We start from the raw sequence: 12,913 nt of genomic DNA on the forward strand, positions 1-12,913 counted from the left end.
GGGAGAAAACGACGAAGTTAAAACCTTATTTTGGGATCTGCAGCTTTTACCGAATCAGCGCCACCATAGGCATCGCAGTTAAGCTCAATATTCACGCCCCCGGCAGGCGGCTCGAAATCGGTTTTAGGGATATTTAGTTTAGGATCGGCGTATACCCGCTTCATATAGCGTGCGAACACCGGCAGCGCCGATTTAGCGCCTTCTCCCTGGTCGGTAGAGGCAAAATGCACGGTACGTTCCTCGAAACCTGTCCATACGCCGGTAACCAACCTCGGGGTAATGCCGATGAACCAGCCGTCGGAGTTTTCCTGGGTAGTGCCCGTTTTTCCCCCAATGGGATTGGTCAAGCCATATTCATACTGGATCCTGCGCCCGGTACCTCTTTGTACCACGCCTTTCAGCATATCGGTCATTACATAGGCCGTAGACGGATCGAGCACCATTTTTTGCTGCGGATGCTTGCCGGTATAGATCACGTTACCTTTGCGGTCTTCTATCTTCAGCAGGTAGGTAGGCGCTGTCCAGATGCCGTGATTTACGAAAGCCGAATAAGCGCCTACCATATCGTACACGCTGGCGTCGAACACCCCGAGGCAGATCGGGTTCACTGGTTCCACGCGGCTGGTAATACCCATCTTTTCGATCAGCGTTTTAACGGCAGTGGGGCCAACCATCTTCATCATGTAAGCCGTCACATAGTTCTGGGAAAATGCCAGCGCCGTTTTAAGAGTGATAGCGCCCGGCAGCGGTTTGTATGCCTTTGGATGCCACTCCTCGCCATAACCATTGTCGAGTGTAACAGGCTCGTTCAGCACCTGGTAACAGGGCGAATAACCGTTGCTCCCGATCGCTACAGCGTACGTAAAAGGCTTAGCGGTAGAGCCAACCTGGCGGGTACCGACTTTTACCTGGTCGTACTTGAAATACTCGAAATTATTCCCGCCGACCCAGGCTTTAATGTGCCCGTTGACCGGGTCCATAGACATCAGCGAATTGCGCAGCACCAGTTTATAGTACTTGACGGAGTCCATAGGGCGCATCACGGTATCGATGTCTCCCTTCCAGCTAAAGATCTTCATCTTAACCGGCTTCCGGAATTCGGCGAAGATCGCTTCATCAGACAAGCCGGATTCCTGCAGCTCCGCATAACGTCCCGAATTGCGCACGGCCTTGAACAACATTTTCTCAAACGCGGGGTTGGTTTTAAACGGATCGCGTCCGTGCCATTGCTGGTTAAACTGCACCTGCAGGATCTTGAGGTATTCCTTCTGGGAGGTTTCCGCATACCGCTGCATATCTGCGTTGATGGTCGTGTAGATCTTCAACCCGTCGCGATCGAGGTCATAAGGCGTACCATCTGCTTTATAGATAGATTGCTCTTCGAAGATCTTCTGGATCTCCGATTTAAGTACCGCCCTGAAATAAGGCGCCAGGCCCAGGTTGGTAGTGAGCGGGCTTACTTTTACGCCCAGCGGCATCGCTTTGTATTCTGCGGCTTCGGTTTCACCGAGATAGCCTTTTTCTACCATGCGGTTCAGCACCAGGTTTCGCCTGCGGGTGGTATTCTCCGGGTACCTGACCGGCGAGAACTTGCCCGGTCCGTTCACCATCCCTACCAGTAAGGCCGCCTGGTCTGGCTTCAACTTGGAAGGCGGGACCCTGAAATAGGTCAGCGATGCCGAGTTTATCCCGAAAGTGCTGTAGGCGCCCCAGTCAACCGTGTTCAGGTACATGGTAATGATCTCTTCCTTGGTATAGGAACGCTCCAGCTTCACCGCAAGGATCCATTCCTGCAGCTTCTGGACGATGCGTTTGATCTTGCTTCCTTTTGCGCGGCCTTCTTTGGAGAACATATTAAGCGCCAGCTGCTGGGTAATGGTACTCCCCCCCTGCTGCCTGCCGATAAGCGTATAGAAAACAGACGCGAGTGTACGGCTGAAATCTATGCCCGAGTGCTCATAGAAACGTTTATCTTCCGTGGCCACTAGGGCATTGATCACGTTGGGAGAGATCTCATCGTAGGTGACCGGCGTACGGTTCTGGATATAATAAGTGCCCAGGGTTTCCCCGTCTTCCGAGATCACGGAGGAGGCGAGATTACTTTTCGGGTTTTCGAGCACGCTGGTGGATGGAAGCGCCCCGAACAGGCCCAGCCCCACACTAAAAAGCAGGATGATCCCGAACGCGACACAACCGACCACGATCTTCCAGAATCGTATGGTATAGCGCCTGATCTCTTGTTTCGTTAATTGGTTATGATGATGCCTTTGCTGCATTGCCATTATAGCTTCCTGTAAAAATCGTAGTAAGAATTGATCTCATTGCGGTTCATCAGCTTGTCGAGCTCCGCCTTGCTAATCACAAAGGTATTGTATTTTTCCGCCGGAACTTTCATGATATCCCCGATCATGGGTAAGATGCGTCGTTCATACGCCTTAACGGCCGAAAGCGTGGAGAACTTGCCAACCAATACCAGCTGGTTCTCTTTGTTCACCGGCTTAAGGTCATGCCGGACGGGCAGCGACGCGAAGTTCGACCGGTTAAACTGCCCGATCCCAAAGCGGGAAGGGCTCAGGTTCACCCGCGGGTCGGCCACGCTGATCACGAAATAATACTCGGCAGTATCCGGGAGGCTGTACAAAGGGGGAGCTGCAGGGGGCCCGGAAACAGGCGGATTATTTACCGGCGGAGCAGTGACCGGCTGCGTGATCACAGGCTGTGCGGTTATTGATGGTGTGGTTACAGGCTGCGTAACGGTTGGCTGCATGGTTGCCGGTTGTGTAGCCGGCGCCTTCTCCACAGGGTTTGCCGGCGCTTCTTTTTTCGGTTCCGCCACCGGCTCTTTACGGGGACTGGTTACAGCTACGGCGCCCACTTGTTGCGGCGCCGGTTCCGCTTTGGGCTCTATGGCAAAAACAGAGGCCGGATCGAAATCCACCAGGGCCACCGGTCGCTGCTCCAGCATCGTGCGGTTAGCGGCAATAAACTCAAGCTGCTGCTTCACCAGCGGAGTGACCATCTTATCGTCGGGGTACGTATCGGCCAGTTTCCTGAGCGAAGCCTCGAACGGATCGATCTTTTGGGTTCTGCCCGTACCCAGCGCAGCGAGATAAGCAAACTGGGAAGATAAATTTGAGCGCCCGTACCGGTCTTCCGTTTTTCCCGCAAAGTCGATAACGCCCGGGTAATTCTTTCCAAGGTACAGGTTGTAGGCGTCGGTATAGGCCTGGTTCAATGCCAGCGCGCGCTCGTCGGCTTTTTTCGAATAATCCGGGTCCAGGATGATCCTGGAATATACGCTCCCGGGAAATTTCGTAAGCAGCAGTTCCTTGTACTCCGCCGATCTTGGAGGATTAGCCGTGCTGTATAAGCGGTAAAGGTTGTAATACACCGCAGCGTTAAAGGCGTTACCCGGAAATCGTTTAGCCAGCAACTCGTATGTTTCGATGGCTGCGGCTTCGTCTTTAAGCTCGTCCTTATAAAAACCGGCGATATCATAATAGGAATTGATGATCTTCTGGTTCGACTGCTCAAGCTGTACGCCGGTAAGCGGCAGGTTATCGGTGTAGGTTTTGGTAAGTGCGGTTTCGTTGCCGGAAGCTATCTCCTCCGGCATGGCGCTCCCAGGTGTATTGGCGTCGGGATTGGTGTTCATGGCCACCGCATCTGCCGCCGTACCGCTCCCGCGGCGCCAGTTATCTTCCAGCTTGCGGTTGCCCCACCTGCGCTTAAAGTCCGAAAGGCCCTGGCTCAGCGCCATGGTATTGTTAAAATAGAACTTACTCCCGGCTGCGGCTGCTTTTCCCTGTATCTCGATGCCGTTACTTCCTCCGCCTGTATTCCCTGCCCCGGTCGGGGCTTGTTCAGCCGACCTGCTTACCTGTGCGCGAACCAGCTCGGCAATGCGCTTTTCACGTGCCTCGCCGGGCAGCTTCACCAGCATCTGCAGGGTATCCTGCACGGCGATCTCGCGAAAGCGGCCTGCCAGGAGATCGAGGTTGGCAGACTTGATCCTGATCGTCTCGTAACCCGGGTAGGTTTGCGGCAGCGCGTTCAGGGTACTGTCGTAATACGCTTTGGCATCTACGTAATCCGCGTTCCTGAAATTGAGCTCCGCCAGCCTGAGGTAGGTCAGTCCCTTTTGATTCTGGTTAGTGGTGAGCGCCCGAAGTGCGGCGTTGTATTCTTTCAGCGCATCCTCCTCGCGCCCGTTCGCCTGCAGTACGCCGGCCACCTGGTAATGGACCTGGTCTGCAAATTCTTTGTTCTTGCTGTCTTTCAGGAGTGCCCGAAGGCGGCTTACCTGCTGATCGACATTCGCGGCCTCGCCGTTCTCTACCCGTATGCGGCTCAGGCTTGCATTAAAGGCCATGTCAAAAGCGACATTGCTTTTCACAACCGCCGAGTAGTGCTCAAATGCTTCCTTTAGCCTGCCATTTCTTTCTTCGAGCTGGGCAAGCACAAACGTCCAGCGGAGCTTGTTCCTTTTACTTTTAGTAAGCCTGATCGCCTTTTGCAGGGTATCGATAGCCGTCTGCGCGTTCCCGCTCCTGATATTGAACTGGGCTTCGGTTGCATATACGTCGGCCGCGAACTTTTTCGCCCTGCCAACATACTTCAGCGCCGTATCCAGTACACCGGCAGCGGTGGTAAGGTCGTTTAACCGCATCAGCGAACGGGCTTTCCAGATCAGCGCCTGCTGGCGTATCTCCTTTTCGTCGGGATAGTTCTTGTATACATAATCAAAATACTCCACCGCGTTGAAGAAGCTTGTGCGCAGGTAGTTCACCTTCCCGGTAAGAAGCCAGGCATCATCCACGTAATTACTCCTGGTTTTTTCGCTGATGATCTTGTTCGTTTTCTGGAGAATGGAGTCGAGCAGCTTTGCTTCGGCGCGGGCGCTTTCTTCCTGGGGTTCCCGGTACACGGTAAGTACCTGGGCATAGTCGTCGGGCGTGGCGCCAAGGATGGCTGTTTCGCTTTCCTTATACAGCTCACCCGCGTTGTACAGTATATTAAAGTGCGCGGTAAGGTTCTGCATATTGGTGCTTCCGCCGGCGGCGTCTTTACGCGAACTGCAGGCCTGCAGCAACGATACGCCTGCGCAGAAAATGAGGGAATATCTTAAAATTATCGTGGTGCTTTTCAAAACTCGGTCAATCGGCTTTTACCAATAACAGCAATGCGGCTAAATTATTTTGCCTGTGCTTAAATAGTGGAGTAAATATAAGGAACATGCTGAAAGTACGTCGCAGGAGCAACGTTTTCATGTAATATGTTTTTAGCTTTGCGTACGAAAACCGGTTCGGGGGAAGTTTAAGATCGGAAGCTTCATTAAGCCCATAATCTTACGTCCCGGACCTTAAACCGCTAACCCAGAGGCCTGAACATGAACTCCGAACCCAACAACCTGGATGATGAAAAAGCATCGATGAAAAACTACGCCAGGTATTCGTCGATCGCTTTCCAGTTAGTAGCCATTATCGGCGTATTCGCCTTTGCGGGATACAAGATAGACCAGCATTACCAGCATAAGGTACAATGGGTTACGGCGATTTTCTGCGTAGCGGGTGTATGCCTGTCTATTTACCAAACCGTGAGACAACTGAGATCATGAGCACTCAGCGCTTTTTTATCCTGTTCCTTGTATTTAACCTGGTATTGGCAATTCTCCCGGCAACGGCGGGAAAATATTCCGAGTTCAGGCTTATTCCCGGCTTTTGGGGCCTCTTCGTGGTATTTGATATCCTCACGCTCAATATCTGCCTCATCGCCCGGTGGCGGATGCAGATCGGCCATAAGGCCTCGGGGCAGGTACTGCTTGGAACGATCACGGCGCGGTTCCTTTTTTGCATGGTCCTGGTGCTCATTTACGTGGTCAAAATACCCGTAAAACCGGTTCCATTTTTAGCCTGCTTCTTTTACCTCTATTTCTTTCATTTCATCTTTGAAGTTTACTGTTTGTTGCGTAACTTGCGCAACCAAAAAATTACGTAATTTCTTCGAATTAGATGGATTTGAGCCATATTTTCAATTTAAAAAAAATAGCGATCACTGCATTTTGCGCCGTTTTTCTTGTTGCCGCCCACGCGCAGGAACATGAAAATACGGATTCCGCCAGCGTTGAGCCGGTAGAAACAGAAACAGGGCACGCAGATAAAGAGGCGCCAATTTCTGAAACGATCCTGCACCACATCGCCGATTCGCACGAGTGGCATTTCTGGGGAGAAGGCGAGCATAAAGTGGCCATCCCGCTTCCCGTGATCCTTGTCACTAAAAACGGCATCGTAACATTCCTTTCGAATAAACACGACCAGGACGAGCACGGCAAAGAAGTGTTCGAAGAAAAAGGACAGCAGCTGGTAAATTTCCACGGAGGTTATTACTACCCTACGGCGGCGGCAAACCACGAAGGTGAATACGTAGTGCTTGATCAATACAAAGTTCCAACCAATGAAAAACCCCTGGACCTTTCGATCACCAAGAACGTCGCGTCCATGCTGATCTCGGTGGTGGTGATCCTTTTTGTGTTCATCAGCATTGCAAACGCATACAAAAAACGGGTGGGGAAAGCGCCGAAAGGTATGCAGTCCCTGTTCGAGCCGATCATTATTTTCGTCCGCGACGATATCGCAAAGCCACAGCTTGGTCACCGTTATAAAGGGTTTATGCCTTATTTATTAACGGTTTTCTTTTTTGTGTGGATCAACAACCTGATGGGCATTATCCCTTTCTTTCCAGGGGGCGCTAACCTTACCGGCAACATTTCGGTGACGGCGATGCTGGCGCTTTGCACCTTCATCCTTACCAACGTAAACGGTAAAAAGAACTACTGGGGCCACGTTTTCACTCCTCATGTGCCGTGGTGGCTGTACCCGCTGATGATCCCGGTAGAGATCATCGGTTTGTTTACCAAGCCAATCGCATTAATGATCCGTTTATTTGCAAACATCACCGCAGGTCACATCCTCATCCTGAGCTTATTGTCTCTAATTTTCATCCTGAAATCTGTTGCCGCGGCAGGCGTGGCAGTGCCTTTCGTATTGTTTATCAGTGTAATAGAGCTGGTAGTAGGTTTTATCCAGGCGTTCATCTTCACTATTTTATCGGCGCTGTTCATCGGGATGGCGGTTGAAGAGCATGCTGAGCATTAAGAGAATTTTTTTTGTTTAATATATATTTTTTAAAAGTCAAATTATGATCGTTGGAAGTATCGCTGGAATTGGTGCCGGATTAGCTGCAATCGGAGCTGGTATCGGTATCGGACAAATTGGTGGAAAAGCCATGGAAGGTATGGCTCGTCAGCCAGAAGCAGCCTCTAAAATCCAGACAGCTATGTTGATCGCAGCAGCATTCGTTGAAGCGGTAGCACTGTTCGGTGTGGTTGTAGCGTTCCTTGGAACAGGAAACGTAGGGTAAAATCGGAACCGGCTGCTGCGATTGGCAGCAGCCATTCCTTTTTTTGACTTAGTACAAAAAAACTAAAACATGTTATTAGCATTAAATCCATTAGTTAAACCGGATCCGGGATTATTTATCTGGGCTACCGTAGCGTTCCTGCTCCTTTTCATCCTTTTAAGAGCATTTGCCTGGAAACCGATCGTTGCAGCATTAGACGAGCGTGAGCGTAATATTGAAGACGCCCTGTCGAAAGCCGAAATGGCAAAACAGGAAATGGCAAAACTGACCAGCGAGAACGAGCAGCTGTTAAAACAGGCGCGTGCCGAGCGTGATGCCATTTTAAAAGAAGCAAAAGAGCTGAAAGACCAGATCGTAAGCGATGCCAAGAAATCCGCACAGACCGAAGGCAACAAGCTGATCGAAAAAGCGAAGCTCGAGATCAACGCACAGAAAGCGGCGGCCATGGCCGAAGTAAAAAGCCAGGTGGTTTCGTTATCGCTCGAAATTGCGGAGAAAGTACTGCGCAAGCAGTTCGAAGACCAGGGCAAGCAACAGGCACTGGTGAATGATCTTTTGAAGGAAGTAAAATTGAACTAGCTATCAGCTGTCAGCTATCAGTCCTCAGCGCCGTTAACGCGCCGGAAAGAGCTGATAGCCGACAGCTGGTAACTGATAGCTAAACAAACAATGTCAGAAATACAAGTAGCCAGCCGTTACGCCAAATCCCTGATCGATCTCGCCCAGGAGGAAAACGCTTTAGAGGCGGTACGCGGCGACATCGAGCTGTTTTTGAAGGTTTGCCGCTCGAACCGCGAGCTGCAGGCGGTGTTGAAGAACCCGATCATCAGCCCTTCAAAAAAGATCGTTATCCTGGAAGAGCTTTTCGGAAATACGGTGCATAAAGTGGTGCTCTCTTTCTTCCGTATCGTTACCTCGAAAATGCGCTCGGGAATCCTGTTCGCTACCGCGAAGGAGTTCATTAACGAGTACAACAAGCGCAAAGGCATCGTAAAGGCGTCGGTTATTTCGGCCGTTCCGCTGAGCGAAGAAAACAAACAGCAGATAACCGATACGATAAAGGCAGCCATGAACGGCGAAGTATTGCTGGAAGCGAAAGTTGACCCGAACCTGATTGGCGGATTTATCCTCAAAGTGGGCGATCGCCAGTTCGACGCCAGCATTGCCAGTAACCTGAGGAAACTGAAGAAGGAATTTGCGGAGGGGTGATCAGTTGCCTGGAAAGGCAGGAAATACTACAAGATCACAGACAGATGACCAAAGGAATGAAAGCAGTTGGAACTGATCACTCACAACCGACTACTGATAACTAAAAAGATTTAACACTATAACAACAAACTATAATGGTAGAAGTAAGACCAGATGAAGTTTCGGCAATTTTGAGACAACAATTGTCGGGCTTTAAATCAGAGGCCGAACTGGAAGAAGTAGGAACGGTGCTGCAGGTAGGCGACGGTATTGCCCGTGTTTATGGCTTAACCAAAGTTCAGTCAGGCGAACTGGTTGAATTTGCAAACGGGCTGCAGGGCATCGTATTGAACCTTGAAGAGGACAACGTGGGTGTGGTATTGCTGGGTGCTTTCGATGAGATCAAAGAGGGCGATACGGTAAAACGTACCAACAAGATCGGATCGATCAAAGTCGGCGACGGGATGCTGGGCCGCGTAGTAAACACGCTTGGTCAGCCGATCGACGGCAAAGGTCCTATCACCGGTACTACTTACGAAATGCCTTTGGAGCGTAAAGCCCCGGGTGTAATTTACCGCCAGCCGGTAAACGAGCCGCTTCAAACCGGTATCAAGGCCATCGACGCCATGATCCCCATCGGCCGCGGACAGCGCGAGCTGGTGATCGGTGACCGCCAGACTGGCAAAACCGCGGTTTGTATCGACACCATTATCAACCAGAAAGAATTTTATGAAGCAGGCCAGCCGGTGTATTGTATCTATGTAGCTATCGGTCAGAAAAACTCTACCGTAGCGAACATCGTGCGTACGCTCGAAGAGAATGGTGCGATGCCTTACTCGGTAGTTGTTGCCGCTTCCGCGGCAGATCCTGCACCTATGCAGTTCTTTGCTCCTTTCGCAGGTGCAGCTATCGGTGAGTTCTTCCGCGATACCGGTCGTCCTGCGCTGATCATTTATGATGACCTGTCGAAACAGGCGGTTGCTTACCGTGAGGTGTCCCTGCTCCTTCGTCGCCCGCCAGGCCGCGAAGCTTATCCCGGTGACGTATTCTACCTGCACAGCCGTTTGCTCGAAAGAGCTGCAAAGATCAACTCAAATGACGACATCGCGCAGGCGATGAATGACCTTCCAGATTCGATCAGGCATATCGTAAAAGGCGGCGGTTCGTTAACCGCACTTCCGATCATTGAAACACAGGCCGGTGACGTCTCTGCCTACATCCCAACCAACGTGATCTCGATCACCGATGGCCAGATCTTCCTCGAATCGAACCTGTTTAACGCAGGTGTTCGTCCCGCTATCAACGTTGGTATCTCCGTATCGCGTGTAGGTGGTAACGCGCAGATCAAGTCTATGAAGAAAGTAGCGGGTACGCTTAAGCTCGACCAGGCACAGTACCGTGAGCTTGAGGCGTTCTCGAAGTTCGGTTCAGACCTGGACGCAGCGACCAAATCGGTATTGGACAAAGGCGTTCGTAACGTAGAGATCCTTAAACAAGGACAGTTCTCGCCGGTAGCTGTTGAGAAACAGGTAGCGATCATCTACGCCGGAACTAAAGGGTTGCTGCGCAGCGTTCCGATCAACAAAGTGAAAGAATTCGAAACAGAATATATCCAGCAGCTGGAAGCCCGTTATCCCGAGGTATTGCCAGGCCTTAAAGCCGGTAAACTCGACGACACGATCACCGGCGCACTGGAAACGGTAGCGAAAGAGTTAGCAGGAAAGTATTAAGTAATCAGCTGTCAGCTCTCAGCCCTCAGCTCCTGTTAAGGCGCTTTAAGGAAGCTGATGGCTGATGGCTGACAGCTAAAAAAAAATGGCAAATTTAAAAGAAGTAAGAAACCGGATCTCATCGGTAACCTCCACACAGCAGATCACCAAAGCCATGAAAATGGTTTCGGCGGCAAAGCTCAAGAGGGCTACTAATGCGATCGTTCAATTACGTCCGTATGCTGATAAGCTGAAAAGCATTCTTGCGAATCTTTCGGCCAGCCTGGAAGAATCCAACTCCCCATTTATCGTGGAGCGGGAGCCGGTAAGGGTGCTGATCGTTGCTGTGTCTTCAAACCGCGGGCTGGCGGGCGCGTTCAACATGAACGTGATCAAGGCCACTAACGTGCTTATTTCTGAGAAGTACGCAGAGCAGCATAAAAAAGGTAACGTAAGTATCGTAGCCATCGGTAAGAAAACACAGGATTTTTACGAAAAACGCAAATACAAAGTAGTTGGTAACAACAATGAGCTATACAGTGCATTAGACTTCGAAAACACATCGAAGATCACTGAACAGATCATGAAAGGTTTCGCTGACGGCGATTACGACCGCGTAGAACTGGTGTACAACGAGTTTAAAAACGCGGCGGTACAGATCCTCAAAACAGAACAGCTGCTTCCGGTGCCCCGTGCACCTAAAGTAGCAGAAACCGCCGGTAAAACAGATTATATCCTCGAGCCTTCGCAGGAAGAGATCGTGGAGCTGCTGATCCCTAAGTCGATCAAGACGCAGTTGTACAAGGCGGTGCTCGATTCGCATGCTTCTGAACACGGCGCGCGTATGACGGCCATGGATAAAGCTACCGAGAACGCGGGCGACCTGCTTAAAGCGCTGAAACTTTCGTACAACCAGGCACGCCAGGCAGCCATTACCACGGAGCTTACAGAAATCGTGAGCGGTGCGGCAGCATTGTCGAACGGGTAAAAACGCTTAAAAACCTAATAAGAAGCCCGGCAATTTTGCCGGGTTTTTTTATTTTACGGTCGCCATCTCGCTGATGATCTTTGCCACGTGTATCCTGGGATACTCCCCGTAATGAGCATAATAACTCCCGTCTGGCTTTATAACCACAAAGCTTCCGCAGGGGAAATGATAGTTAAAGAAGAGTTTTTTTACCAGCTGTTCAGTATCAGGGTAATAGGTTTTGACCTTACGTAAGTACTTTAAGCCGTCAAATGATTCGCATATATTGAACCGCGATACGTTTTTATAACCTTTCACCAACATCTGATAGTAGTTTTCATCCCTGATGACAAAATCTTTCATACGACCAGGTTCCTCAAAATGCTTATTGCAAGGATCTACACCCGGGTAATACTCGATCAGCAGCACTTCATCCGATGGAATAACTGTTTTTGAAATCAGTTGCAAGTAATTTCTTAACATCACCAGGCTATCGGCCGGCTTAACTCCCCTGCCACTGCTGCCAAATACACGGTATTCTTTCCTGCCGTTTGCCGCCAGGTAACCTTCTATCATACCCGGCTTTCTCGCGGCAATTAAAAATTCCCCTTTCGAAACCTGCTTCCCATCCACTTCATAATATTCCGTCTCCTGCGAAAAGGCAGCACAGACCCCCGTTAACATAAAAAACATTATCACCAGCAGATTTTTCATTTTGACATTTTCAGGTAAATTACGCAATCCGTTGATTTTTTCTCTATCATTATAACATGAAACGGTTACTCGTTCTCCAGCTATGGCTGTCGTTATCGGCTTCCGTTGTTTTTGCGCAACACGATTCGCTGGCGGTAAGGAAAGCTAAATGGGAAAAGGCAAAGATCGCGCGCGGCGTTACCCTGAAACAGCATAGTTTCGCAGGAAACCTGTTCGCTTCTACCCAGTATATTTCGATCCTCGAGATAAAAAAACGTAGACATCATACATTTCAGCTTGCGTATAAACCCACCAAACTGGTAGTTACCAGCCAGTTTGGAAAGGAGGCTAACGCACTGGCGGCTTTGAACGGTTCATTCTTTGACGTAAAGAACGGAGGCTCGGTAGACTACCTCCGTGCCGGCGGCGTAATCATCAGCGAAAACCGGCCGGACAAGGACAGCACCCGGGCACACCACCAAAAAGCCGCGTTCGTACTCACGAAGGGGAAACTCAGCATCGCGGTATGGGACGGCACCCCGGATTGGGAGAAACACCTTACCGGCGACGACGTACTGCTAACCGGCCCTTTGCTGATCCGCCATAACCGGTATGCGGAATTGGATACCGCGGCATTTAACAGGCTGCGTCACCCGCGCACCGCCATCGCGTTCATCAAAAACAAGATCTTCCTGGTAGCCGTGGACGGAAGGAGCGATAATGCCGCAGGGATGAGCCTCTTCGAGCTCGCAAACGTTTTTAAATGGCTGGGCGCCTATGAGGCGATCAATCTCGACGGAGGCGGCTCGACCACTTTATGGGTGGATGGCAAAAAGCGGAAAGGGGTAGTAAATCACCCATCCGATAATAAAAAATGGGACCACGAAGGTGAAAGAAAAGTAGCCAATGCGTTACTCCTGCTAAAACGTTGATCGCT

12 protein-coding genes are annotated in these 12,913 nt (G+C 50.5%); 9 read left to right on the plus strand and 3 right to left on the minus strand.

Annotation, left to right across the window (positions count from 1 at the left end):
- Positions 1-17: 17 nt before the first annotated feature.
- Together GS398_RS19935 and porW are read right to left on the minus strand one after the other, a co-directional pair.
- Positions 18-2,276 (minus strand): transglycosylase domain-containing protein, encoded by a 2,259-nt coding sequence (locus GS398_RS19935; RefSeq protein ID WP_160908579.1) that lies wholly within the window; start codon positions 2,274-2,276, stop codon positions 18-20.
- A 5-nt stretch (positions 2,277-2,281) separates the two neighbouring features.
- Positions 2,282-5,149: a type IX secretion system periplasmic lipoprotein PorW/SprE gene (gene porW, locus GS398_RS19940; protein WP_160908580.1), complete on the minus strand. Its 2,868-nt coding sequence runs from the start codon at positions 5,147-5,149 to the stop codon at positions 2,282-2,284.
- A gap of 240 nt (positions 5,150-5,389) precedes the next feature.
- On the opposite strand from porW, the gene GS398_RS19945 reads away from it, so the two are divergent.
- From GS398_RS19945 to atpG, 8 genes are all read left to right on the plus strand, one after another.
- A complete protein-coding gene (locus GS398_RS19945) occupies positions 5,390-5,617 on the plus strand; it encodes an AtpZ/AtpI family protein (protein ID WP_160908581.1) in 228 nt (75 codons plus the stop codon).
- Complete coding sequence (locus tag GS398_RS19950; protein WP_160908582.1) at positions 5,614-5,997, plus strand: hypothetical protein; 384 nt, start codon at positions 5,614-5,616, stop codon at positions 5,995-5,997. The genes GS398_RS19945 and GS398_RS19950 overlap by 4 nt, the downstream gene beginning before the upstream one ends.
- A 14-nt stretch (positions 5,998-6,011) precedes the next feature.
- On the plus strand, positions 6,012-7,154 hold the full coding sequence (gene atpB, locus GS398_RS19955) for a F0F1 ATP synthase subunit A (RefSeq protein WP_160908583.1): 1,143 nt from the start codon (positions 6,012-6,014) through the stop codon (positions 7,152-7,154).
- 46 nt (positions 7,155-7,200) lie between these two features.
- A complete protein-coding gene (atpE, locus tag GS398_RS19960) occupies positions 7,201-7,419 on the plus strand; it encodes an ATP synthase F0 subunit C (RefSeq protein ID WP_160908721.1) in 219 nt (72 codons plus the stop codon).
- 69 nt (positions 7,420-7,488) lie between these two features.
- Positions 7,489-7,998, plus strand: a complete 510-nt coding sequence (locus GS398_RS19965; RefSeq protein ID WP_160908584.1) for a F0F1 ATP synthase subunit B — start codon at positions 7,489-7,491, stop codon at positions 7,996-7,998.
- 90 nt (positions 7,999-8,088) lie between these two features.
- The gene (gene atpH, locus GS398_RS19970) at positions 8,089-8,628 is read left to right on the plus strand and encodes an ATP synthase F1 subunit delta (RefSeq protein WP_160908585.1); all 540 of its coding nucleotides are present in this window, start codon (positions 8,089-8,091) and stop codon (positions 8,626-8,628) included.
- A 134-nt stretch (positions 8,629-8,762) separates the two neighbouring features.
- Positions 8,763-10,337 carry a F0F1 ATP synthase subunit alpha gene (atpA, locus tag GS398_RS19975; RefSeq protein ID WP_160908586.1) on the plus strand — a complete coding sequence of 525 codons (1,575 nt, stop codon included), beginning with the start codon at positions 8,763-8,765 and terminating at the stop codon, positions 10,335-10,337.
- 85 nt (positions 10,338-10,422) lie between these two features.
- Positions 10,423-11,304, plus strand: coding sequence for an ATP synthase F1 subunit gamma (gene atpG / locus GS398_RS19980; RefSeq protein ID WP_160908587.1), 882 nt, complete (start codon positions 10,423-10,425; stop codon positions 11,302-11,304).
- A gap of 48 nt (positions 11,305-11,352) precedes the next feature.
- On the opposite strand, the gene GS398_RS19985 is transcribed toward atpG, so the two are convergent.
- Positions 11,353-11,997, minus strand: a complete 645-nt coding sequence (locus GS398_RS19985; protein ID WP_160908588.1) for a hypothetical protein — start codon at positions 11,995-11,997, stop codon at positions 11,353-11,355.
- Positions 11,998-12,053: 56 nt separating this feature from the next.
- Here GS398_RS19985 and GS398_RS19990 point away from each other — a divergent pair, with 56 nt between their 5' ends.
- A complete protein-coding gene (locus GS398_RS19990) occupies positions 12,054-12,908 on the plus strand; it encodes a phosphodiester glycosidase family protein (RefSeq protein WP_160908589.1) in 855 nt (284 codons plus the stop codon).
- The last annotated feature ends 5 nt before the right edge of the window (positions 12,909-12,913 follow it).

The sequence above is a fragment of the Hufsiella ginkgonis genome (genome assembly GCF_009834915.1).
Lineage (GTDB): Bacteria > Bacteroidota > Bacteroidia > Sphingobacteriales > Sphingobacteriaceae > Hufsiella > Hufsiella ginkgonis.

What these genes read in the sequence shown, in the direction of transcription:
- GS398_RS19935 (WP_160908579.1), bottom strand. Translation starts at nt 2,276, where the DNA reads ATGCAGCAAAGGCATCATCATAACCAATTAACGAAACAAGAGATCAGG.
- atpB (WP_160908583.1), top strand. Translation starts at nt 6,012, where the DNA reads ATGGATTTGAGCCATATTTTCAATTTAAAAAAAATAGCGATCACTGCA.
- GS398_RS19965 (WP_160908584.1), top strand. Translation starts at nt 7,489, where the DNA reads ATGTTATTAGCATTAAATCCATTAGTTAAACCGGATCCGGGATTATTT.
- GS398_RS19990 (WP_160908589.1), top strand. Translation starts at nt 12,054, where the DNA reads ATGAAACGGTTACTCGTTCTCCAGCTATGGCTGTCGTTATCGGCTTCC.
- atpA (WP_160908586.1), top strand. Translation starts at nt 8,763, where the DNA reads ATGGTAGAAGTAAGACCAGATGAAGTTTCGGCAATTTTGAGACAACAA.
- atpH (WP_160908585.1), top strand. Translation starts at nt 8,089, where the DNA reads ATGTCAGAAATACAAGTAGCCAGCCGTTACGCCAAATCCCTGATCGAT.
- GS398_RS19950 (WP_160908582.1), top strand. Translation starts at nt 5,614, where the DNA reads ATGAGCACTCAGCGCTTTTTTATCCTGTTCCTTGTATTTAACCTGGTA.
- atpG (WP_160908587.1), top strand. Translation starts at nt 10,423, where the DNA reads ATGGCAAATTTAAAAGAAGTAAGAAACCGGATCTCATCGGTAACCTCC.
- GS398_RS19985 (WP_160908588.1), bottom strand. Translation starts at nt 11,997, where the DNA reads ATGAAAAATCTGCTGGTGATAATGTTTTTTATGTTAACGGGGGTCTGT.
- GS398_RS19945 (WP_160908581.1), top strand. Translation starts at nt 5,390, where the DNA reads ATGAACTCCGAACCCAACAACCTGGATGATGAAAAAGCATCGATGAAA.